25 protein-coding genes are annotated in these 21,410 nt (G+C 72.4%); 12 read left to right on the top strand and 13 right to left on the bottom strand.

Annotated elements, in window-relative coordinates; translation table 11 throughout:
• The 7 genes from gspG to gspM are packed head-to-tail and all read left to right on the top strand — an operon-like array spanning position 1 to position 4,415.
• Positions 1–513 carry a type II secretion system major pseudopilin GspG gene (gene gspG, locus VGR32_RS03820; RefSeq protein WP_327448210.1) on the top strand — a complete coding sequence of 171 codons (513 nt, stop codon included), beginning with the start codon at positions 1–3 and terminating at the stop codon, positions 511–513.
• The gene (locus VGR32_RS03815; RefSeq protein WP_327448209.1) at positions 485–952 is read left to right on the top strand and encodes a GspH/FimT family pseudopilin; all 468 of its coding nucleotides are present in this window, start codon (positions 485–487) and stop codon (positions 950–952) included. Before gspG ends, VGR32_RS03815 begins: the two co-directional genes overlap by 29 nt.
• Complete coding sequence (gene gspI, locus VGR32_RS03810) at positions 949–1,311, top strand: type II secretion system minor pseudopilin GspI (protein WP_327448207.1); 363 nt, start codon at positions 949–951, stop codon at positions 1,309–1,311. The genes VGR32_RS03815 and gspI overlap by 4 nt, the downstream gene beginning before the upstream one ends.
• Positions 1,308–1,874, top strand: a complete 567-nt coding sequence (gene gspJ / locus VGR32_RS03805) for a type II secretion system minor pseudopilin GspJ (protein WP_327448205.1) — start codon at positions 1,308–1,310, stop codon at positions 1,872–1,874. Before gspI ends, gspJ begins: the two co-directional genes overlap by 4 nt.
• On the top strand, positions 1,871–2,851 hold the full coding sequence (gene gspK / locus VGR32_RS03800; protein ID WP_327448203.1) for a type II secretion system minor pseudopilin GspK: 981 nt from the start codon (positions 1,871–1,873) through the stop codon (positions 2,849–2,851). Before gspJ ends, gspK begins: the two co-directional genes overlap by 4 nt.
• Positions 2,848–3,942, top strand: a complete 1,095-nt coding sequence (gspL, locus tag VGR32_RS03795; RefSeq protein WP_327448201.1) for a type II secretion system protein GspL — start codon at positions 2,848–2,850, stop codon at positions 3,940–3,942. The genes gspK and gspL overlap by 4 nt, the downstream gene beginning before the upstream one ends.
• A complete protein-coding gene (gene gspM / locus VGR32_RS03790; RefSeq protein WP_327448199.1) occupies positions 3,939–4,415 on the top strand; it encodes a type II secretion system protein GspM in 477 nt (158 codons plus the stop codon). The genes gspL and gspM overlap by 4 nt, the downstream gene beginning before the upstream one ends.
• Here gspM and VGR32_RS03785 read toward each other — a convergent pair.
• On the bottom strand, positions 4,397–6,058 hold the full coding sequence (locus VGR32_RS03785; protein ID WP_327448197.1) for an amidohydrolase: 1,662 nt from the start codon (positions 6,056–6,058) through the stop codon (positions 4,397–4,399). The two genes, gspM and VGR32_RS03785, sit on opposite strands and share 19 nt — an antisense overlap.
• Positions 6,059–6,097: 39 nt before the next feature.
• On the bottom strand, positions 6,098–6,364 hold the full coding sequence (locus VGR32_RS03780; protein WP_327448195.1) for a hypothetical protein: 267 nt from the start codon (positions 6,362–6,364) through the stop codon (positions 6,098–6,100).
• A gap of 113 nt (positions 6,365–6,477) precedes the next feature.
• Here VGR32_RS03780 and VGR32_RS03775 point away from each other — a divergent pair, with 113 nt between their 5' ends.
• Positions 6,478–7,056, top strand: a complete 579-nt coding sequence (locus VGR32_RS03775; RefSeq protein WP_327448193.1) for a DUF4142 domain-containing protein — start codon at positions 6,478–6,480, stop codon at positions 7,054–7,056.
• The gene (locus VGR32_RS03770; RefSeq protein WP_327448191.1) at positions 7,053–7,247 is read left to right on the top strand and encodes a hypothetical protein; all 195 of its coding nucleotides are present in this window, start codon (positions 7,053–7,055) and stop codon (positions 7,245–7,247) included. Before VGR32_RS03775 ends, VGR32_RS03770 begins: the two co-directional genes overlap by 4 nt.
• On the opposite strand, the gene VGR32_RS03765 is transcribed toward VGR32_RS03770, so the two are convergent.
• From VGR32_RS03765 to hppD, 3 genes are all read right to left on the bottom strand, one after another.
• Positions 7,225–8,289, bottom strand: a complete 1,065-nt coding sequence (locus tag VGR32_RS03765) for a DegT/DnrJ/EryC1/StrS family aminotransferase (RefSeq protein ID WP_327448189.1) — start codon at positions 8,287–8,289, stop codon at positions 7,225–7,227. The two genes, VGR32_RS03770 and VGR32_RS03765, sit on opposite strands and share 23 nt — an antisense overlap.
• Positions 8,290–8,405: 116 nt before the next feature.
• Positions 8,406–9,461 carry an isoaspartyl peptidase/L-asparaginase gene (locus VGR32_RS03760; protein WP_327448187.1) on the bottom strand — a complete coding sequence of 352 codons (1,056 nt, stop codon included), beginning with the start codon at positions 9,459–9,461 and terminating at the stop codon, positions 8,406–8,408.
• A gap of 76 nt (positions 9,462–9,537) precedes the next feature.
• A complete protein-coding gene (gene hppD / locus VGR32_RS03755) occupies positions 9,538–10,638 on the bottom strand; it encodes a 4-hydroxyphenylpyruvate dioxygenase (protein WP_327448185.1) in 1,101 nt (366 codons plus the stop codon).
• Between the two features lie 159 nt (positions 10,639–10,797).
• Here hppD and VGR32_RS03750 point away from each other — a divergent pair, with 159 nt between their 5' ends.
• The 3 genes from VGR32_RS03750 to VGR32_RS03740 are packed head-to-tail and all read left to right on the top strand — an operon-like array spanning position 10,798 to position 12,581.
• Entirely contained in the window at positions 10,798–11,442 is a 645-nt protein-coding gene (locus tag VGR32_RS03750; protein ID WP_327448183.1) for an exopolysaccharide biosynthesis protein, read from the top strand.
• A 40-nt stretch (positions 11,443–11,482) separates the two neighbouring features.
• Entirely contained in the window at positions 11,483–12,019 is a 537-nt protein-coding gene (locus VGR32_RS03745) for a disulfide bond formation protein B (RefSeq protein WP_327448181.1), read from the top strand.
• 52 nt (positions 12,020–12,071) lie between these two features.
• Positions 12,072–12,581 carry a demethoxyubiquinone hydroxylase family protein gene (locus VGR32_RS03740; protein ID WP_327448587.1) on the top strand — a complete coding sequence of 170 codons (510 nt, stop codon included), beginning with the start codon at positions 12,072–12,074 and terminating at the stop codon, positions 12,579–12,581.
• On the opposite strand, the gene VGR32_RS03735 is transcribed toward VGR32_RS03740, so the two are convergent.
• From VGR32_RS03735 to VGR32_RS03700, 8 genes are read right to left on the bottom strand one after another with little or no spacing between them, the layout of a single operon-like run.
• A complete protein-coding gene (locus VGR32_RS03735) occupies positions 12,578–13,075 on the bottom strand; it encodes a periplasmic heavy metal sensor (protein WP_327448585.1) in 498 nt (165 codons plus the stop codon). The two genes, VGR32_RS03740 and VGR32_RS03735, sit on opposite strands and share 4 nt — an antisense overlap.
• 2 nt (positions 13,076–13,077) lie before the next feature.
• Positions 13,078–13,530, bottom strand: a complete 453-nt coding sequence (locus VGR32_RS03730; protein ID WP_327448179.1) for a hypothetical protein — start codon at positions 13,528–13,530, stop codon at positions 13,078–13,080.
• Between the two features lie 2 nt (positions 13,531–13,532).
• Positions 13,533–14,156 (bottom strand): RNA polymerase sigma factor, encoded by a 624-nt coding sequence (locus tag VGR32_RS03725; RefSeq protein WP_327448177.1) that lies wholly within the window; start codon positions 14,154–14,156, stop codon positions 13,533–13,535.
• A 5-nt stretch (positions 14,157–14,161) separates the two neighbouring features.
• On the bottom strand, positions 14,162–14,737 hold the full coding sequence (locus VGR32_RS03720; protein ID WP_327448175.1) for an EF-hand domain-containing protein: 576 nt from the start codon (positions 14,735–14,737) through the stop codon (positions 14,162–14,164).
• Positions 14,738–14,795: 58 nt separating this feature from the next.
• Complete coding sequence (locus VGR32_RS03715; RefSeq protein WP_327448173.1) at positions 14,796–17,675, bottom strand: bifunctional [glutamine synthetase] adenylyltransferase/[glutamine synthetase]-adenylyl-L-tyrosine phosphorylase; 2,880 nt, start codon at positions 17,673–17,675, stop codon at positions 14,796–14,798.
• The gene (locus VGR32_RS03710) at positions 17,672–19,087 is read right to left on the bottom strand and encodes a HAMP domain-containing sensor histidine kinase (RefSeq protein ID WP_327448171.1); all 1,416 of its coding nucleotides are present in this window, start codon (positions 19,085–19,087) and stop codon (positions 17,672–17,674) included. The genes VGR32_RS03715 and VGR32_RS03710 overlap by 4 nt, the downstream gene beginning before the upstream one ends.
• Positions 19,088–19,096: 9 nt before the next feature.
• The gene (locus VGR32_RS03705) at positions 19,097–19,768 is read right to left on the bottom strand and encodes a response regulator transcription factor (protein ID WP_327448169.1); all 672 of its coding nucleotides are present in this window, start codon (positions 19,766–19,768) and stop codon (positions 19,097–19,099) included.
• A 57-nt stretch (positions 19,769–19,825) separates the two neighbouring features.
• Positions 19,826–21,373, bottom strand: a complete 1,548-nt coding sequence (locus VGR32_RS03700) for a trypsin-like peptidase domain-containing protein (RefSeq protein WP_327448167.1) — start codon at positions 21,371–21,373, stop codon at positions 19,826–19,828.
• Positions 21,374–21,410: the final 37 nt, after the last annotated feature.

Below are 21,410 nucleotides of genomic sequence, written 5' to 3'. Positions count from 1 at the left end.
ATGCGAGACACCTTGATCAAAGCCCTGCCCCGCATCATCGCACGGCGCCCCCGTCCCGGAGAGCCGCGCCGGCCGCGCGTCAGGGCCCGCACGGCCCGACAGGGATTCACGCTCGTGGAGCTGATGGTCGTGATCGTCATCATCGGCCTTCTGGCCACCGTGGTGGCGATCAACGTCCTGCCCAGCCAGGACAGGGCCATGATCGGCAAGGCGCGCGCAGACGTCGCCACCCTGGAGACCGCGCTGGAGCAGTACCGGCTCGACAATCTGGTTTTTCCGACCACGGAACAGGGTCTGCAGGCGCTGGCCGCGGCGCCCGTCGGGCTGACGCGGCCGGAGCGATATCGCCAGGGCGGCTATGTCCGCCGCCTGCCGGAAGATCCGTGGGGCAACGCGTACCAGTACCGCCGCCCCAGCGCGCACGGGCAGGCGTTCGACGTCTGGTCTCTGGGCGCGGACGGTCGGGAGGGGGGCGAGGGCGAGGATGCGGACCTGGGCAACTGGCAAGGCTGACGGCCGGCTGCCTCGGCCCGGCTTCACCCTGGTCGAGCTGCTGGTGACGATTGCCGTGGTCGGCGTGGCCGCCACGGCGGTGGTTCTGGTCGCGCCCGATCCACGCCCGGGAGTGAACGAGGAGGCCGAGCGCCTGGGCGCACGGCTGGTGGCGGCGCGAGAGGAGGCGCTGCTGGCGGGACGCGCGACGACGGTCGAGTTCCAGCGCGACGGCTATGGCTTCGCGCGACTGGACGGCGCGGCGTGGGCGCCGCTGACCGACGGCCCTTTCGGACCCGAGCGCTGGGAAGAGGGGACGGTCGCGACGGTCGTCCCGGCCGACGCCCGCGTAACCTTCGATCCGACGGGCGTGACGGAAGGCGCCGAGATCGCCCTGACCCGCGACGGGGTCCGGGCGACCGTCGTCGTCGACGCGGCCGGCGAGGTGGTCGTGCGATGACCCGCCGGGACGGGTTCACCCTGATCGAGCTGCTCGTCGCCCTGGCCGTGTTCAGCCTGGCGGCGCTGGCGCTGCTGAAACTGTCGGGCGAGAACGCGCGGGCGGCGGCGGACGTGGAGACGCGGACGGTGGCGGCGATCGTCGCCGACAATCTGGCGGTTCAGGCCCTGACCAGCGTCGATCCGCCGGCCGAGGGCGAGACGGCGGGCACGGCGTCCATGGCCGGGCGCGAGTGGCGCTGGCGCCGCATCGTCACCGCCACGCCCGAACCCGACATGATCCGCATCGAGGTGAAGGTGTCGGAAGACGGCGTCTGGACGGCCGGCGAGGCCATCCTGTTCCGGGGGCGGGCGCAGTGAGGACGCGGTCCGGCTTCACCCTGGCCGAGGTGCTGATCGCCCTGGTGATCTTCGCCCTGCTGGCCGCCGCGGGCACGGCGGTCATGGCGGCGGCGGTGGACGGCCGGTTCGCGGTGAAGGCGGCGGACGCGCGCACGGCCGAGCTGCAGCGGCTGCGGGCCCTGCTGAAGGCCGACGTGGGGCAGACCGTGAGTCGGTCCGACCCGACCGTCAGTCCGATCCAGACGGGCGACGGCGTGATGCTGGGGCTGATCCGCACCGGCTGGGCCAACCCTGCCGGGCGTGCGCGACCGTCGTTGCAGCGCGTCGAATGGCGGGTCGTCGAGGGGAGGCTCGAGCGCCGGGTGGCCGATCAGGTGACGGGCGCGGCCCTGGGTCCGGCGCAGGTCGTCGCGCGTGAGGTTTCGGACGTGCGGGTCAGCTTCGTCTCGCTGGAAGTCGAGACGCCCGTCTTCACGCCGCGTCCGCCGATGCAGATGGCGCCGGACGCGGTCCGCGTGCGGATGACGCTGAAGGACGTGGGGCCCGTCGAACTGCTGCTGCTGGTGGGATGGGACCGATGACCCGCGTGCGCGAAGGCATGGCCCTGCTGACCGTCCTTCTGATGGTGGCCGTCATGGCGGCGATCGCCGCGGCGGTGCTGGACGACGTGCGGTTCTCGCTGCGACGCGCCGTCAACGCCGACCAGATGGGCCAGGCCCAGTGGTACGCCATCGGCGCCGAGGCGCTGGCACGCAAACGACTCGCCCGACTGACGCGCGCGAACCCGACGCGCACGCCCTTCCAGCCCGATTGGAACGGTCGCCCCCTGAGCTTCCCGACCGACGAGGGCGGGGCGGTGTCGGCGGTGATGCGGGACGGTCAGGCCTGCTTCAACCTGAACGGCGTGGTGCAGGGCGGACCGGGCGCCTGGGCCGCGCGCCCGCGCGGGGCGGCCCAGCTGGTGGCGCTGGGCCGCGCCGTGGGGCTGGACGAAGGCCGCATGCGCGGCGTGGCCGAGGCCCTGACCGACTGGATCGACAGCGACGCCTCCGCCCTTCCGCGAGGGGCCGAAGACGCCGCCTACGCCGCCCTGCCCCGCCCCTACCGCACATCCGGCACGCTGCTGACCGAGGTCAGCGAGCTGCGCGCCGTGAAAGGCGTGGACGCCGAGGTCTACGCCCGGCTGAGGCCGCACCTCTGCGCCTTGCCCGAGGCCGTCCTGAGCCCGATCAATCCGAACGGGCTGCAGCCGGACGACGCGCCGCTGCTCGTCATGCTGGTCGAGGGCCGCATCACGCCCGCGCAGGCCCGGGCCGCCGTCGCCGCGCGGCCCGCCGACGGCTGGACCGATCTGAACGCCTTCTGGAGTCAGCCGGCGCTGGCGACCGCGCAGGCGCCGTCCGACGTCTACGACCAGCTGACGCTGGTCACCCGCTTTTTCGATCTCGCGATCGAGGTCCGGCACGGCGACGCGGTCGCGGTCCGGACGGCCCTGCTGCAGGTCATGCCCGACGCGACGGTTCGCACCGTCGTTCACCGCTGGACGCCCGAAGAATGATCCCGACCCGACTGATCCTTCTGCCCGGACGGGCCGACGAGGCCGCGCCCTTTATGACGCTGGACGCCTCGGGCGCCGTGCTGGAACGCGGCCGCCTGTCGCCGGACGCGCCGGCGACTGCATCGGCGCCTCGAACCGTCGTGATCGTGCCCGGCGCGCGGGTCCTGATGCGGCGGCTCGCGCTGCCGGCCGGCACTCCGGCGCAGACGCGGGCGGCCGCCCTGTGGTCGCTGAGGGACGACCTGGCGGCGCCCGGCGAGACGTTGCGCGCGGCCGTGGGCGCCGCGGACGCCGAAGGTCGGCGCTGGGTCGCGGTGGTGGACGAGGCCGCCGCGGCGTCGTGGAGCGACTGGCTTCGCCTGTCGGGCGTGACGGGGGCGGTGCTCCTGCCCGACGCCCTTGCGCTGGAGGCGGGGCTGGACGGCGCGGCGACGGCCGTCCGGTTCGGCGACGACCTGGCCCTGCGCGCCGAGGACCTGGCCGTCACGGTGCAGCCTGACCTGGCCGACGTCGTCGCCGGCGACCGCCCCCTGCTGGCCGTCGAGGATCCCGGGCGGGTCGAGGGCATGCTGGTGCGTGCGGCGATGCACCCCGCGCTGGATCTGGCCGTGTCGGCCCGATCGGAGGCCGGCGGTCTGAAGCGGTGGCGGCGGGCCATTGCGCTGGCGGGCGTCCTGGCCTTGTCGCCGCTCGCCCTCATTCTGGCCGAGGCCATCCGCGACGACGCGGCCGCCCGCGACGCCGACTCCCGGGCCGCAGCGACGGCGCGCCGCATCTCCGATCTGGCCTCGGCAGCCGATCCCGTGGCGGAGGCGGAGACGCGGCTGGCCGTGCTGCCGCCGCCCGGCGGCGTCGCCTCTGCCGCCGCAGCCCTGTTCGCCGCGCTCGAGGCCGTGCCGCAGGCGGAGATGGACAGTCTGACTGTCGATCCCGAGGGCGGCGTGCGGGCCTCGCTGCGGTACGCCGCCTATCAGGATCTGGAGGCGATCCGCACGGCCATGGAGGCGCAGGGCCTTACGCTGGTGGACGTCTCCACCGTGGACGACGGCGGCCGCGTAGCCTCGGACGTCATCGTGGGAGCTGCAAGATGAGGGCCCGCATGGAGCGGATGGCGGCGTGGTGGGCCGGGCGCAGCCCGCGCGAACGCGCCTTGCTGTCGGTGATGGGCGGCCTGATCGCTGTGCTGGCCGTGTGGTACGGCGCGGTCGCGCCATCGCTGGACTGGCGCGCGGCGGCGGCGGAGCGCCGGTCGCAGGCCGAGGTGCGGCTTGCCCTGTTCGAGGCGGCGGCCGCGCGCATGACGCCGCCGGCCGCGTCCGATCCCGCCGCGCTTCAGGCGCGGGCCGAACCGGCGGCCGCGGCGATGGGGCTGCAGGTGGGCTTCGCGCCCGGCGAACGCGGGCTGGACTTCACGGTCGCCTCGGCCGCCACGCCTGCGCTGTTCGGCTGGATCGCCGCTCTGCGCGCAACGCACGGACTCGAGCCGCTGGCCCTGACGGTCACCGAGACGGCCGAGGGCACACTGACCGCACAGGGGACGCTGGTTCAGTCCTCGGCGCGATAGACCACGACGCCGTCGACGATCGTGTAGACCGCCTTCGCCTTCGGGATGTCGGGGATCGGCACGGTCATCAGGTCGACGTCGAAGACGGTGAAGTCGGCCCGCTTGCCGACCTCGACGGTGCCGAGCTCGTCCTCGCGGAAGCTGGCCCAGGCCGGCCAGAGGGTGAACATCTTCAGTGCCGTGGCGCGGTCCACCGCCTCGTTCGGTCGCCAGTCCGGTCCCTGAAAGCCGGACAGATCCCGGCGGCCGACGGCGGCGTAGAATTCGATGGCCGGGTCGCCGCGCTCCACCGGCGCGTCCGAGCCGCCGACCACGACGACGCCGCGGTCCGTCAGGCTGTGCCAGGCGTAGGCGCCGCCCAACCGGGAGTCGCCCAGACGGGCGGGCGCGAAGTGCAGGTCGCCGATGGCGTGGCTGGGCTGCATCGACGCCACGATGGGCAGGTTCTCAAAATATCCGTAGTCGGACGGTCTCAAAATCTGCGCATGTTCGATGCGCCAGCGGACGTCGGCGCCATTCGGACGCTGTGACGCCGGCACAGCCTCCATCGCCTGCGCGTACCAGCCCGCCACCGACGCGTTGCCGCGATCTCCGATCGCATGGGTCGCGGCCTGGATGCCGCTGCGCAGCGCGGCCTCGTAAACCGGCACGATCCCGTCGCCCATCTGCATCAGGCCCGTCGTGTCGGGCCGGTCGGCGTAGGGCTCGAACAGTGCCGCGCCGCGCGAACCCAAGGCCCCGTCCGCGTAGAACTTGACCGCCCGGGTGATGACCCGGCCGTCCGCGACCGAGCGGGGTCCGGAGGCGAACAGGGCCTGAGCGCCGTCGGGCGTGACGCTGTTGTAGACCCGGATCGGGGCCGCGCCCTCCTCGGCCATCCGCTCGAGCAGGGGCACGTCGGCCCAGGGCGCGCTCATGTAGTGGATGCCGGTCCAGCCGTAGCGGGCGTAGACGCGGAAGCCGGCGTCGTAGGCGCGGCGCCTGGTCGCCTCGTCCTCACGCGGCATCAGGCCGGCGACCAGCTGCTCGGCCGCGTCGACCAGCAGGCCGGTCGGCCGGCCCTCGGCGTCCTTCAGGATCTCGCCGCCGTCGGGCGCGACCGTGTCGGCGTCGATGCCCGCGGCCTGAAGCGCGGCGGACGAGGCCACCACCGCGTGACCGTCGGCACGCCCCAGCAGGACGATCCGCCCCGGTGCGGCGACGTCCAGATCCTGACGCGTCAGGAAGCGGCCTTCCGGCCAGTGGGTCTCGATCCAGCCGCGGCCGATGATCGGCCCGTCGGGATTGGCCTCCGCCCAGTCCGACAACCGCTGCATGGCCTCGGCGACGGAGGCCGAGCCTTCCAGATTCAGCGTCAGCTCGCGCTGGCCGATGCCGTTCAGATGGGCGTGGCCGTCGGTGAAGCCCGGGAACAGGGTCGCGCCCTTCAGGTCGAGGCGCGGCATGGTGGAAATCACGGCCGGCGCGTCCCGCTCGGAGCCGACCCAGGCGATGCGGCCGGCGTGGACGACCACCACCTCCGCCGGCGGGGCGCCGTCGACCCCCGTATGGATCGTCCCGCCGTGGATGAACATGTCCTGCGCCGCGGCGGCGGACGACAGCGCCGACACGGCAGCGGCGGTCAAGGCGAGGCGGAAGCGCATGAGGACGACCTTCACAGTGAGGTCCCGTTCTAGCGCCCGTCAGCCCTCCGGCGCCAGCACGGCTCTCGCTTCGGCGCCGACCTTGAGAGCGGGATCGCGCACCTCAACCTCGATCAGGATGCCGCCCGCAGGCTCATGAGCCCACAGATAGCGGCGCTCGACTTCCACCTCACGCCCCGACGGCGCGAAGCCCGGAAAGCTGTCACCCCACGGGGTGATGCGCTTCATCTCGTCAAACGACAGGTCGAGAGCCGCATCCAGCTCCTCCATGGCCATGGCGGACAGTTCGTCTTCGGGCGGGGTCATGCCCTCCCCTAGGCCCTCCTGCCGGCCCGCGCCAGCCGCGCCTCCGTCGGCTTTCCGACACAGGAACAGTCGGGAGATCACGCGGGTTTGATCCACATCTCCAGGAGGATTCCATGACCCGACTCGCCTTCGCCGCCGTTTCACTCGCCGCCCTGACTCTGGCCGCCTGCCAGCAGGAGCAGTCGCCGCCCGCCGTCGACGCGGCCCAGGACAAGGCCGCCGCCGTCGTCGGCCAGACCTCGGCGGCCACCATGGGCGCCAACACCGTCATGGGCTACGTGCCCAACGCCGCGATGGGCGACATGTACGAGATCCAGGCCGCCGAAATCGCGCTGGAGAAAAGCCAGAACGCGGGCGTTCGCGAATTGGCGACCATGATCCGCACCGACCACACGGCCGCCTCTGAGATGTTCAAGCCGATCGCGCAGCGCGAAGCGGCCGACACCGCCATTCCGACCGCGCTGGACGAACGCCGTCAGGGCCTGATCGACAACCTGCGCTCGGCCGCGCCGGGCGACTTCGACCGCGTCTGGCTGGACCAGCAGGTGGCCGCCCACAATGAGGCGCTGACCCTGCATCGCGGCTTCTCCGACAACACGGACGCGCCGGGTCTGGCCGGCCACGCCCGCAACGTCGTGCCCAAGATCGAGGCCCACCTCCAGCAGGCCGAACGCCTGCGGGGTGCGATGTGACGAACACGCCGGACAAGCCTGACCCTCGCGCCGCGGCCGGGGGTCAGGCCGACGTGGACGAGGATGAGCTGCTGATCGACGGGCAGGAGGAGGTCTTCTCCCGCGCCGAAGTCGAGCTGGGGCGCATCGAGCACGGCGTCGGCGCGCCCGAGGATGGGCTGGGCGACCTCAGTCCGGGCGAGCGCGGCTGAGGCGCACGTCGGCGATCAGGCGCCCGGCCTGGGCGGCGGTCCCTGGCTTGGGCAGATAGACCACCTCGGCGGCCAGCCGAGCGGCATTCGGCGGCGTCCTCCCGCCCTCGTCGGCGACGGGCCGCATCGAGGTGGCCCCGCGCGTGGCGTCCTGCCCGCGCGAGCGCAGCGCGGAAACGAGGGCGTCCGGACGGGCCGTCAGGACGGGCAGCAGCCACCACCGTCCCGGCGCCTCCGCCCCGGGCGAGCCCAAGGCCCGGGCGGCCGCGTCGACCTGGGCGTCCGAAGAGGGCGGCGCCCACCCCTCCAGCCGCCGGGCCAGCAGGGCGACGAGAACGGCGGGCGGCGCGCGTCGGAAGGCCTGCGGCACCTCCGCGCCGGGAAACCCCCGGGCGGCGCCGCCGAGCACGGCGTCCGCGTCGCGCCCGGCCAGATCGAGCAGGTTGAGCGTCAGGCCCGTGCCCAAGGGTGTGGCCCACATCTTGAGGGCGGCCGTCCGCAACGCGCGCTTTCGAAGCCACGCTTCCGGCAGAGGAGGGTACGCCGCGAGCCGCGCTCTCAGGCGCGCCGCCAGATCCGCGTCGCGCAACACGGCCACCGCTCCGCCCAGAGCCGTGGCCGTCTTGATGGGTCCGAAGCTCCACAGGGTGACGTCGGCGCCTTCGCCAACATCCAGCGATCCGGCGAAGGCCTGGGCGCAGTCCTCGATCACCAGCGCCGCGCCCGGCAGTGGCGGCAGGGCCGGTCGACGGCCGTAAAGCTGGGCGATCACGACCACGCGGCCGTCGGCCGCTCCCGGTCGGACGGACAGGTCGGTCAGGTTCAGGTCCCACGCCTCGACGCGGCGCCCATGCGCGCGGGCGATCTCGGGCATGTGGGCGATGGTCATGCCCGAAAAGGCCACCGGAGCGTCCTGATTAATTTCGCTGAGCAGCGCGTCGAACAGCGTCCGGACGGACAGACCCACGACGACGTGCACGCCGGGCGGCGCAAGCCGGGCGATGCGGGCGTTCAGGCCCTCCGTTTCCGGTGGAGGCGCCAAGACCGAGGCGAGGTCGGCCCAGCTTAGGTCCGGCCTCAGCCGGGGCCGCATCAGGAGGGGCAGGCGGCGGCCCAGACGTCAGGTTCCGCGCGGGTGGAGTGCGCGCATGCCGGGGGTCACTCGCGCTCGTCGGCGTAGATCGCGACCCGGGCGGGCGCGGTGGCCGACACCCGGCCGCGATACATTCCCGACGTGTTCATGGCGAAGGCGGCCGTGCCGTCGATCCCCATGACGATGACGCCGCCGTCGCCGCCGATCGAGCCGACGTCGACGATCTCGGCATCAGCGGCGGCCTGCACGCCGGCGCCCGCCGCCGTGCGGTGGCATATGTCCCGCGCCACGGTCGCCCGGATGAAATACTCGCCGGACCCCGTCGCCGAGACGGCGCAGCCGTCTGCGTTGGAGGCGTAGGTGCCCGCGCCGATCACCGGCACGTCGCCGACGCGGCCCCAGCGCTTGCCCGACATGCCGCCGGTGGAGGTGCCGGCCGCCAGTCGCCCCTCGCGGTCCAGCGCCACCACGCCGACGGTGCCGAACTTGCGCTCGTCCAGCGGCGGGGCGACCAACGCCGCCGAGGCGTCGGGCGGCGGCGGTGCGCCTTCGGGCCGGGGCGGCATGGGCCGGCCCTCGCGCTCAAGCTGGCGAACCAGTCCCTGCCAGCGGCGCTCGGTGAAGAAGAAAGACGGGTCGACCTCCTCCAGACCCTGATCGCGGGCGAAGGCCTCGGCGCCGGCGCCGATCAGGAAGACGTGGGGCGACTTCTCCATCACGGCCCGTGCCGCGCTGATCGGATGACGCGTGCGGGTCAGACCGGCGACCGCGCCGGCGGCAAGGGTGGTCCCGTCCATGATGGCGGCGTCGTGCTCGATGCGCCCGTCGGCGGTGAAGACCGCACCGCGCCCCGCGTTGAACAGCGGGTCGTCCTCCAGCACGTGGATCACCGCCTCAACCGCGTCTAGCGAGCTGCCGCCGTTCGCCAGCACTTCGGCGCCGACGTTCAGCGCGTGGTCGAGAGCGGCGCGATAGGCGGCGTCCTGTTCCGGCGTCAGCTGTCCGCGCTCGATGACGCCCGCCCCGCCGTGGATGGCCAGCGACCAGTCCGGCCGGTCCTGCGCGGCGGCCGGCAGGGCGGCCGCCAGGGCCAGCGCGACGGCGAAGACGACGGACTTCATTGCGGATCCCCGGACGCGACGCGCACACGTGAGCGCGCGGGCATCGATAGCGCGTTCCTGCGCCCCGGCCAAAGCGTCAGGCGTCGACCTTGATGACGCCGCGTCGGATCTGATCCAGCTCGATCGAGTCGAACAGGGCCTGGAAATTGCCCTCGCCGAACGCCTGGTTGCCCTTGCGCTGGATGATCTCGAAGAAGATCGGGCCGAAGGTGTCCTGGGTGAAGATCTGCAGCAGCAGGCCGTCTTCGTCCGAACCGTCGATGAGGATGCGGTTCTTCCGCATCCGCTCCACGTCCTCGCCGTGGCCCGGCAGGCGTTTGTCGATCAGTTCGAAATAGGTCTCGATCGTGTCCTGGAAGGGAATGCCGCGGCGCTTCATCTCCTCGACGGTCTCGAAGATGTCGTCCGTGGCCAGGGCGATGTGCTGGATCCCCTCGCCGTTGTAGCGGCGCAGGAATTCCTCGATCTGGGAGTTTTCGTCCTGGCTCTCGTTCAGCGGGATGCGGATGGCCCGGTCGGGCGCGATCATGGCCTGCGAGAACAGGCCGGTGGCCTTGCCCTTGATGTCGAAATACTTCTGCTCCTCGAAGCCGAACACCTGACCGTAGAAGCCCGACCAGTTGCGCATCTGGCCGCGACGAACGTTGTGCGTCAGGTGGTCGAGGCAGAACAGGCCGACGGAGTTCTTGCGCTCGGCCTCCTCCCAGCCCTCGATCTCGTCCCAACCGTCGTACAGCGAGCCTTTCTCGCCGTACTTGTCGACGACGTAGAGCAGCGAGCCGCCGATGCCCTGCAGGACGTAGGGGTAGCCGTCGCCGAGGGCGCCGCCGTGATGCCCTTCCGCCGGTTTCGCGCCGCGCGCCACCGCGCCCTCATACGCCGCCTTGGCGTCGCTGGTCCGGAAGGCCATGCCGTTCGCCGACGGACCGTGCTCGCGTGCGAACTCTTCGGCCTGGCCCTTGGGCGCGCGGTTGACCAGCAGCGTGATGTCGCCCTGCTTCAGCCGGACGGCGCCCGTCGTCGGGTTAACGTGGGTCTGCGTGAAGCCCATCAGCTCCAGTCGCGCGACCATGGCTTCGGGCTCGGGCCCGGTGAACTCCACGAATTCGAAACCGTCCACGCCCAGCGGGTTCTCGCGGTCGATGGCCTCGGCGGTGGGGTGCGCGGCGTCGTCCATGGGGCGTCTCCTGACATGCGGGCGGCTCTGAAGGCCGGTTTCGCGGCGGAACCTAGTGATCCGGGACCGTCAAGCCAAGCCGCGCCACGCCCATGTGATCGGCGGGTGGCAGGCCGGCGCCGCATCGGCTAAGCGCCTTCCACCCTCTCCGGAGCGCCGATGACCGACCCCGACCGCCACCGAGACGATCCCGGCCAGGGGTTCATCGCCCTGATCCGCAGCCTGTCGGAGAACGCCGGGCCCGACGGCATGACGCTGCGTGAAATCCGGGACCGACTGGACGAGCGCGCGTTCGGCCTGATGATCCTGATCCTCGCCGTGCCCTGCCTGGTGCCGGCGCTGTACGGCGTGCCGCAGATCGTCGGCATCCCCATCCTCCTGCTGGCGGGCCAGATGCTGGTCGGCCGAACGGAGCCCTGGCTGCCGGAGACGATACTGAAGCGGTCGGTCTCTAAGCCATGGCTCGACCGCATGGCCGACTTCGCCACGAAGAGCATGGGCTGGACCGAACGCCTGTCGCGTCCGCGGCTGCGTCTGTTCGCCGAAGGCTGGGCGGAACGGGCCGCCGCCGTCTTCATGATCCTGGCGACGCTGACCATCGTTCTGCCGATGACCAACACCGTGCCGTCGGTGGCGCTGACGCTGCTGTCGGTCGGATTGATCCAGCGCGACGGCCTGTTCGTGCTCGGGGGCGCGGCGGTCGCGACCGGGTGGGCGGCGGCGCTGCTCACCGTGGCCGCCGGCTTCTGGCTCGGCGCGGGATGGGCGGTCGGTCTGGCCGCGCGCTTCGGCGTCGGCGCCTGATCGCATCGACGCGCGCCCACGGCGGCGCTAAGAACGGCGGATGATCGGCCTCTATCGCCTCCTGACCCGCTGGTGGACCGCCTTCGCCCTGGCGGCCTCGCTGGCCTTGCTGGGCGCCGCTCACGCGTTCGAGCGGTTCGGCGGGCTGGCGCCGTGCAACCTCTGCCTCAAGCAGCGCGAGGTGTACTGGGGCGCGGTCGCGATCGCCCTGGTCGCCACCCTGTGGGCCGTGATCAGCCGCGCCAGCCGCGGCACTCCGCGCGTGGCGTCCTTCCTGCTGTTCGCCGTCTTCACCACCGGCGCGATCACCGCCGCCTATCATGCCGGCGGCGAGATGAAGTGGTGGGAGCTGCCGGCCACCTGCTCCGGCGGGGCCGGCGTGCCGTCTCTGGAATCGCTCGCCGCGCTGGCCATGGGCACCGGCGAGCCGCCGAAGCCGGTCTTCTGCGACGCCGTGACGTGGCGCTTCGCGGGCCTGTCCATGGCAGGATGGAACACCCTGATTTCGGCCGGTCTGGCGATCTTCAGCCTGCTGGCCGCCAAACGTCCGAAGGACGCCCGTGCCCCCAGAGGCTGACCACGCCCCGCCGCCCCTGCCCCGGCCCGGTCCGGGCCAGCCGCGCCGCCGCATGGCCGAAATCCTGCGCGTCGACCACGCCGGCGAATACGCCGCCGTCCACATCTATCGCGCCCAGCGCGCCGTCTTCGAGGCGCGCCGCGGCCGCGCCGGCGTCGCCGCCGACCTGACGGAGATGGAGGCGCACGAGCAGGTGCATCTCTCGCGGTTCGAGGCTCTTCTGACGCAGCACCGCGTCGCGCCGACCGCGCTCCTGCCCCTCTGGCGGCTGGCGGCCGGGGCGCTGGGCGCGGGCACCGCCCTGCTGGGCGAGAAGGCCGCGCACGCCTGCACCGAGGCGGTCGAGAGCGTGATCGAGAAGCACTACGCCGCCCAGATCGCCGAGCTTGGGGATCGCGACCCGGCGCTGGCGGCCGAGCTGCAGACCTTCCGGGACGACGAGCTGGCTCACCACGATCACGCCGTCGCCAGCGGCAGCCGCGAGGCGCCCGCGCATCGCCTGTTGTCCGAGGTCATCAAGGCCGGCTGCCGCACGGCCATCAAGTTGAGCGAGCGGGTCTAGTCCGCCTTCGCTTCGGGCGGGCGCTCGCCGCGCCCGCCGCCCCGGCTCCTGCCCGACCGGGCCAGCAGCGGGGCGAGGCGGGCGCGGTCCTGCGGTTCCAGCGTCTCCATCAGCGCCAGCGCGTCCCGCTCCAGCCGCTGCCGCCCGCGCAGTTCGGCGGCGCGCGACCCCTCCAGCAGCGTCGTTACCGCGGCGGCGTCGAACTCCGGCGCCGAGACCGCCGCGACCGCCTCACGCCGCAGCCGCCGGGCCTCCTCGAAATCGGGCTTGGCCGCCAGAGCCGAGGCGCGCAGGGCCTGCTCGACCCGGTCGCGCGTGACGGGCTCCATGTCGCGAAGCATCTGCCGGGGCGAGCGCCGCTCGCCGCCGGGACGATGCTCGGTCTCCAGCCGCGTCTCGACGCGCTTCAACTGGACCAGGGTCGTGCCCAGCGCCGCCAGCGCGAACACATTCACCAGCACCAGAACCACAAGGGCGATCTTCAAGCCGCGCATGCTCATCCCAGCAGGTCCACGTCGTCCACGGCGCTGAGCGACGCCTGATACAGCACGGCGTCGGCCTGGGCGTCGGCGGTCAGGGTCTGGGTCAGCATCAGACCGGCGACCACGCCGGCGCAGGTCGCGGCCGCCCATCCGGCGCCGAACGCGACCCCGGTCCGGCTCCACCCCGCGGGCGACAGCACGCCGGCCCATCCCGCAAGCCCGGCCAGCGCCGGCAGGCGCGCCGGCTTCGGCGCGGCCGCGATCACGCGATCCCGCAGCGCGGGAGAGGGCGAAGGCGTCGGCGAGGCGTGCAGCAGGACGTCCAGCGTCGCCGCCTCGTCCAGCACCGCGCGCAATTCGGGGGCGTCGGCCAGCAGCCGCTCCGCCGCCGCGCGATCGGACCCGGGCCACCGGCGCAGGTCGCCGCCGTAGGTCCCCGCCAGGTTTTCGAAGCGCTCGCGCTTCATGATCATGCTCCTTCCGCGCCGGGCCGCAGGTCGGCCAAGGCGGTCCTCAGGGCGCGGCGCCCGCGCGACAGCAGGCTCTCCAGCGCCTCGACGCTGATGTCCATCGCGGCCGCGGCCTCGATGTTTCCCAACCCCTGGTGGTGGCACAGGACCACCGCCTCGCGCTGGCGGTCGGGCAGGGCGGCCAGGGCCGCGTCCACCCGCCGGCCGACGTCCAGGGCCATCAGACCCCGATCCGGCGCGGGACCCTCATAGATCTGCTCAGGAGGCGCCTCGACGGGGCGCTCCCTCCGCCGACGCAGGCGGTCGTAGCACAGGTTCAGCGCCACGCGGTGCAGCCACGTGTCGAACCGCGCCCTGCCCGGGGTCCACCTGGGGGCCTGCTTCCAGGCCCGCAGCATCGCCTCCTGCGCCACGTCCTCCGCCTCGACCGGGTCGTTCAGCATGCGCTGCGCCAAGGCCAGAAGCCGCGGCAGCTTGCGCGCCACCAGCGCCTGCACCGCCGCGGGATCGCCGCGGCCCACGCGCCGCACAAGGTCCAGATCGGGATCGACGATCACGTCTCGCGGCCGCTCCGCCTCGCGTCTGAGGAAAGAACCGCCGATCGCGATCGTCGATCCCGACATGAACCTTATTCCGAAGCGGGCGCCGGACGCGACCGGCGTTCGCGGCGCTCGGCGCGCTGCGCCTGACGCTCCTCGGCGCTCACGTAGCCGTCGCCATTGGCGTCCAGACGGGCGAAGCCTTGCTCGGCGCGCGTCCGGGCGTCGGCGATCACGACGGGGCCGCGCTCCATTCCGCCCCGACGACCGCCGCCACGGTGCATGCCGCGTCCGCCGCGGCGCTCGCCGCGTTCGGCCCTGCGCTCGCCCCGCCCGGCGCGCGAGGCGTCGAACTCCGCGCGGGTGACGGCGCCGTCGCCGTTCGCGTCCATCCGGCCGAAGGCGCGGTCGGCGCCGGCGGCGCGGCGCGCCTCACGGCCGGCCTGCATCTCCGCGGCCGAAACCGTGCCGTCGCGGTCGGCGTCGAGCGCCGTGAGACGGGCCAGGCGGCCGTCGACGAACTCCGCCTTCGAAACCCGGCCGTCGCCGTCCTTGTCGCCGCGCGCATGACGCGGCGGATCCTGCGGGACCTGCTGGGCCACCGCGACGCCGCCGGCGGTCAGCGTGAGGGCGGCCAGGCCGCCGATGATTAGGGTGCGCTTCATGTCGCTGTGTCTCCGATGGGCCCCGTGAAGCGGCCCGATGTCTGCCCCGTCGCAGACTTCAACGCGACCCTTCGGCGGTTCCGTCGCGCCGGGGCAGCAGACGCTCCAGTTCCGCCCGCGTGGCGGCGCGCACGGACGCGAGCTCCGCCCTGAGGCTCTCGAAGTCCGGAGCGTCGCCTGCACGGGCCAGCAGGTCGCGCAGACCCTGCGGCTCGTCCTCCGGCACGGGGCGATCCTCGAAGGCGCACGCCAGCACCTGCCCGACAGCCTGGTGGAGCGTCCACGACCGCGCCGGCGCCGGGTCCTCCCGCAAGGCCTCGACGGTGGAGGGGGTGAGGGTGGCGCCCTCGCGGGCCGCCTCAAGCTGACGAAACTGGGCGATGAACTCGGCGTCCACCTGCCCTCCGGGAGTCAGTTTCAGGTCCCAGAAGCCCGAAGGCGCGCGCTCACGGTCCATAAGATCGCGCATGGCGCGGACGTCGCCGGCCAGATCGACGCCGGGCCTCGGCGCCCGCAGGACGCTTTCGATCTCGCTCTCGACGGCGCGGGCGAAAGCGGGATCGCTGGCCCAGACGACGCGGGCCCGGGTCAGCGCCATCCGTTCCCATGTGTCGGCCTGGTCCAGATGATGCGCGCGGAACGCGCCGAGGCTGAGCGACACCGGCCCCTTGGACCCCGTCGGCCGCAGGCGCATGTCCACTTCATACAGCTCGCCTTCCGCCGTATGGGCCGACAGGGCCGCAATCAGGCGCTGGGTGAAGCGCACGTAGAAGACCTCCGGCGACCAGCCCTTCAGCGTCGAGACGGCGTCCGGCGACGCCTGATAAAGGGTCATCAGATCCAGATCGGATCCCGCCGTCATCTCGCGCGATCCCGCCTTGCCCAGCGCGACGACTGCGACTGCGCCCTCGATCGCGCCGCCCTGTCGCAACACCTCACGCAGGGCCGCGTCGGCAAGGGCATGCAGCGCGGCGTCGGCCAGGGCGGTGTAGCCGCGGCCCGCCGCATCCGCCCCGGCGCGCCCCGTCAGGACCTGCAGGCCGATGCGAAACACCTGTTCACGATGGACGCGGCGCACCACGTTCATCGCCTCCTCGAAGTCGGCCGCCGCGGCCTCGGCCAGCATCTGACCGACGACGCCGGAATCCTCGTCGAGGTCCAGATACAGCCGCGCGTCCAGCACGCTGTCGAGAATGGCGGGACGGCGACCCAGCATGCGCGCCAGCCGCGGCGCATGGGCCATGACGCCGACGATCGTCCGGAACAGCGCCGGCTGGTTCAGGAACAGGGCCTGCACCTGGACCCCGGCGATCAAGCCGCTGAAGAAAGACCCGAACCGGCGGAACGCCGCGTCCGGCGCGCCCGTCTCCGCCATGGCGGTCAGAAGCTTGGGAGCCAGGCGGGTGAACAGTTCGCGTCCGCGCGCCGTGCGGGTCGCCGGAATGCGGCCGTGGTGCCACGAGCGGATCGTGTCGGCGACCGCCGCGGGCTCCGAGAAGCCCATGCGGCTGAGCGTGTCCAGCGTGCCCGGATCGTTCTCGACCCCCGTGAAGACCAGACTGCCGTAGGACGACGACAGGTCTTCCTCCCCTTCGAACAACTGGCCGTAACGGTGGTTCACGCCCGCCAGCAGACCCTCGACCGACGCGTCGAACAGCGCCAGATCGCCCTCGCCCGCCAGCGCCGCCACGGCCCGCCGACGGTCGGGATCGACCGGCAGCAGGTGGGTCTGCTCGTCATCCAGCATCTGCGCCCGGTGCTCCAGCGCGCGCAGTTCGACGTAGGCTTCGGACAGTTCCAGCCGCACCTCCGGCGACACGTGTCCGGCCGCCTCCAGCGCCGCCAGCGCGTCCAGCGTGCGGGGCGCGCGCAGCGCCGGGTCGCGACCGCCGAGGATGAGCTGCTGCGTCTGGGCGAAGAACTCGATCTCGCGGATGCCGCCGCGCCCCAGCTTGAGGTTGGCGCCCGCCGCCTCGAGCCCCTCGCCGGTCTTGTGCACATGGATCTGGCGCTTGATCGAATGCACGTCGAGGATGGCCTGATAGTCCAGGCTGCGGCGCCAGACGAAAGGCGTCAGCGCCTTCAGAAACGCCCGCGCGGCCTCCGCATCGCCGATCACCGGCCGCGCCTTGATGAAGGCCGCCCGCTCCCAGTTCTGGCCGACGCTCTCGTAGTAGCCGAGCGCGAACGGCGCCGCGACGCAGGGCGGGGTGGACGACGGGTCGGGCCGCAGCCGCAGGTCGACGCGGAACACATAGCCGTCGCCGGTGCGGTCCTGCATCAGCTGGGAGAAGGCGTGGGTCAGGCGATCCAGAAACCGTTGCGGCTCCACCCCGTCCGCCAGGGCGTCGGTGACGCGATCGGGATCCCAGAACAGGCTGACGTCGATGTCCGACGAATAGTTCAGCTCGTCCGCGCCGTGCTTGCCCATGGCGAGGCCGAAAAGCCCGGGCATGGGGCCGCGGGCGTCGTCGGGCGCGGAGATCAGCTTGCCGCGCTCGCGCTGGTCATGGGCGACCGCGGCGAGGGCGGCGGCCGCCGAGGCGTCGGCGAAACGGCTCAGGGCGTGGGTGACGGCGTCGAGATCCCACAGCCCTCCGAGGTCCGCCAATGCGGTCAGAAGGTGCAGCTCCGCCTTCAGCCGCCGAAGCGGCGCCCGTATGTCGTCCGCGCCGCCGGTCAGTGCCGCCGTGGCCGTCAGCACGGCGTCGCGACGCGCGTCGGGCCCGTGTTCCAGGACCCCGCGCAGCATGTCCGGCCAGCGCCGTGCGAGGCCGAACAGATAAGGGGACGCGGCGAACGCCGGCGCAAGCGCCGCCCAGGCGGCGTCCAGAAGACCGGTCCATCCCTGCTCCGCCGCCGCCTGCGACAGCCGCTCATGCGCCCGGTCCGCCGCGGCGGCGTCGACCACGGGACCGCAGGGTCGAAGACGGGTCACGCCTCCGCCGCCGGCAGGATCAGGGCCACGCGCAGGCCCGGTCCCTGTCCGCCGTATTCCCCGGGTCCCTCATCCAGCTGGATGCGCCCTCCGTGCGCCTCCATGACGGCGCCCACCAGCGACAGGCCGAGGCCGGAGCCCGGCTCGGTGCGGCTGTTGTCCAGCCGGACGAAGCGCTGAAGCACGCGCTCGCGATCCGCCTCGGGCACGCCGGGACCGGTGTCGGTGACGGAGAACTCCACGTCGCCGGAACTGCGCCGGCGGGCCCGCAGCACCACCGCGCCGCCCGCCGGCGTGTATTTGATGGCGTTGTCCAGCACATTGGCCAGCGCCTGCGACAGGAAGGCGCGGTTCGCGTCGACCATCAGTCCCCGCTCGATCTCGGCGGAGAACTCCATCCCCTTGTCCTCGCTGGCCGGCTCGTAGAGCTCGGCCATGTCGGCGGCCAGATCGGCGGCGTCGAAGCGGCTGGGATCGGGGGTGCGTCCCGCGCCCGCCGCGGCCTGCAGCCGGGCGATGGCCAGCACGGCGTTGAAGGTCTTCAACAGATTGTCGGCCTCGGCCAGGGCCGTCTCCAGCGCCTCCACCCCGTCGACCTTCCCGGCCTCCGCGTCGATCAGGGCGACCTCGAGCCTGGCCCGCATCCGCGTCAGGGGGCTGCGCAGATCGTGCGCGATCGCGTCGCCGGCATGGCGGATGGACGCCATCGAGGCCTCCATGCGATCCAGCATCAGGTTCAGCCCCTGACCCAGCTCGTCCAGCTCGTCGCCCGATCCGCGCACGGCCACGCGCGCCTTCAGGTCGCCGTCCTGCACCGCGCCGACGACGGTGTTCAGGCGGGCCATGGCCTTTTCGACGTTACGGCTGACCAGCAGGCCGCCGCCCACCCCCAGAAGCAGCACCAGCGCCATGGCGCCCCACAGGGCCTGCGTCAGCCGGGCGAGGTAACGCTCCATGTCGCCGATGTCCTCGCCGACGAACAGCATCTCGCCGGTCGAGAGCCGGACCTGCACGCCCATCGACTGGGTACGGACGACGCGCCCGTCCGGGTCGACGTCGGTGAAGCGGAACGTCTCCCACTGGCGGGAACCCTCGAAGTCGGTGATCGGCGAGGTCGTCAGATTGCCGGTGATCTTCTGCCCGTCCGCCGTCATCAGGATGTAGAGATAGGAGCCGTTCGACAGTGTCCGGTCGATCAGCGCGCGGTTCAGGGCGTCGATGCCCCGCTCGCGATGAATGCCCGTCAGAATCTCCATCTCGCCGCGCACGCTGCGTTCGGCCCGCGTGCGCGCCTCCTGCGCCGAGGCCACGTAGACGTAGGCCAGCACCGCCGCCGCCACCGCCGCGAACAGGGCGAGGAACAGCAGCGTCAGCCGGAACGGCGTGCGGCGGAAGAGGGAGGGCAGCTTCATCGGAAGGCCCTAGGCCTCCAGACGGTATCCCGCCCCGCGCACGGTCTGCAGCATGGCCTTGTCGAAGCCCTTGTCGATCTTGGCGCGCAGACGGCTGATGTGGACGTCGATGACGTTGGTCTGGGGGTCGAAATGATACTCCCACACCTTCTCCAGCAGCATGGTGCGGGTCACTGACTGGCCGGCGTGGCGCATCAGGAATTCCAGCAGCTGGAACTCGCGCGGCTGCAGATCGATCTCCTGGCCGCCGCGATGCACCTCGCGGCTGATCAGGTTCATCTCCAGATCGCCGACCTTCAGAACCGTGGCCACCGAGCCCGTCTCCCGACGGCGCGACAGGGCCTCGACCCGGGCGATCAGCTCGGAGAAGGCATAGGGCTTCACCAGATAGTCGTCGGCGCCGGCCTTCAGGCCCGTCACCCGGTCCTCGACCTCGCCCAGCGCGGACAGGAACAGGACCGGCGTCTGGTCGCCCTCCTTGCGGAGGGTCTCGACCATGCCGATGCCGTCCAGACGCGGCATCATCCGGTCCACGACGTAGACGTCGTAGCCGCCCTTCTGCGCCTCCAGCAGGCCGAACGCGCCGTCGACGGCGTGCACCGCCTCGTGCCCGGCTTCGGACAGCCCCCGCACCATGGCGGTGGCGGCGTCCGCATCGTCCTCGACAACCAGAATCCGCATCGCCTCACCCCTCCGTCCGGGCCCGATTCGCGGGACCGCAGTTCATCCGTGATCGTTCTACCGTTCGCGTGGCAGGTCCAGCGCCACGGCGGCGTTGCCCTCACCCGTCCAGACCAGCAGGAAGATCGAGTCGCGGCCCGCGGCGCGCGCTCTGTTCACCTCGGCCTGGATCTGCTCCACCGAACGCGCCTCGGCCATGCCGACGCGCAGGATCACGATGCCCGGCCAGAAGCCGCTGGAGTTGCCGCGGGCGACGCCGGTCACCACCACCCCGTTGACGCTGGCGGGGATGGAGTAGCGCGCGCGTTGCTGCGCGCTCATCGGCGCCAGCGAGATGCCGGCGACCTCCGTGCCCGGCGAGGCCGGCGCCTCACGACCCGCCCCCTGACCGGGCTGACCGGCGTTCAACTCGGATTCAGGAGGGCGACGGGCGGCGCGGACGGTCACCGTCGTCCGGCCCGAGGCGCGCAGCACCTCCAGCCTCAGTGACTGGCCGACGCGGGCCGCACCGACCCGCCGGGTCATGTCGGTCGAACCGTCAACCGCGTTTCCGTCGACGGACAGGACGATGTCGCCCGGCTGCAGGCCCGCGCGCTGGGCCGGCCCGCCAGCGGTGACGCCGGCGACCAGGGCGCCTCGGGCGGTCTGCGGGAGCCCCAGCGCCTCGCGATAGGGTTCGAGGTCGCCGATCTCGACGCCGACGTAGCCCCGCTCGATCTGTTCGCCGCGCATCAACCGCTCGGTGATCGTCTTGGCGACGTCGGCGGGGATGGCGAAGCCGATACCGATCGAGCCGCCGTTGGGCGAGAAGATCGCCGTGTTCACGCCGATGACGCGCCCATGCACGTCGAAGGTCGGTCCGCCGGAGTTGCCCGTGTTGATGGCCGCGTCGATCTGGATGTAGTCGACGTAGGCGCTGGACTCGCGCTGCTGGCTGAGATCCCGCGACTTGGCCGAGACGATGCCGGCCGTCGCCGTGCCGCCCAGCCCGAACGGATTGCCCACGGCGATGACCCAGTCGCCGACGCGCGGCTCCGCCGAATCCTCGAAGCTGACATAGGCGAAGCGGTCGCCCTCGACCTTGATGACGGCCAGGTCGGTGCTCTCGTCGCGTCCCACCAGCCGCGCGCGCAGTTCGCGGTTGTCGGCGAGGCGGACGACGATTTCCTCCGCGTTCTCGACGACATGGTTGTTGGTGACGATGTAGCCGTCCGAAGAAATGAAGAAGCCCGAGCCGGCGCCGGCGGCCAGCTGCCCTTCCTCCTCGCCGCCCTGGCCTTCCGGCGTGCGGAACTCGAACGGAAGACCCGGGATGCGGCGCGCGGTCCCGGGGATGCGGGTGCGCACGTCGATCTGAACCACGGCCGGAGCGACCTGGTCGAAGATGGCGGCGAAGCTTGCGGGCGCTCCCGGCGGCTGGGCGAAAGGCGCGCCGGCGACGCCGGAATTCGGCGTGATCCGCAGGCCGTCGCCTGGCCAGCGCATCAAGCCGCCTGCGGTCGCGGCCGCGGCCACCAGCAGGCCCGCGGCGGCCCCCAGAATGAATTCCTTGCGCTTCATCATCGTCTGGCGGACGTCCCCTGTCCCGGGTCGGAGGCCCGGCATGGCGTGGATATAGCCGTTGCCGTGCGCGCGCCCAACC

This window comes from Brevundimonas sp. (genome assembly GCF_035935935.1).
GTDB lineage: Bacteria > Pseudomonadota > Alphaproteobacteria > Caulobacterales > Caulobacteraceae > Brevundimonas.
Note: the sequence above shows the minus strand (reverse complement) of the source record. Positions and strands in the feature narration are given on the sequence as shown.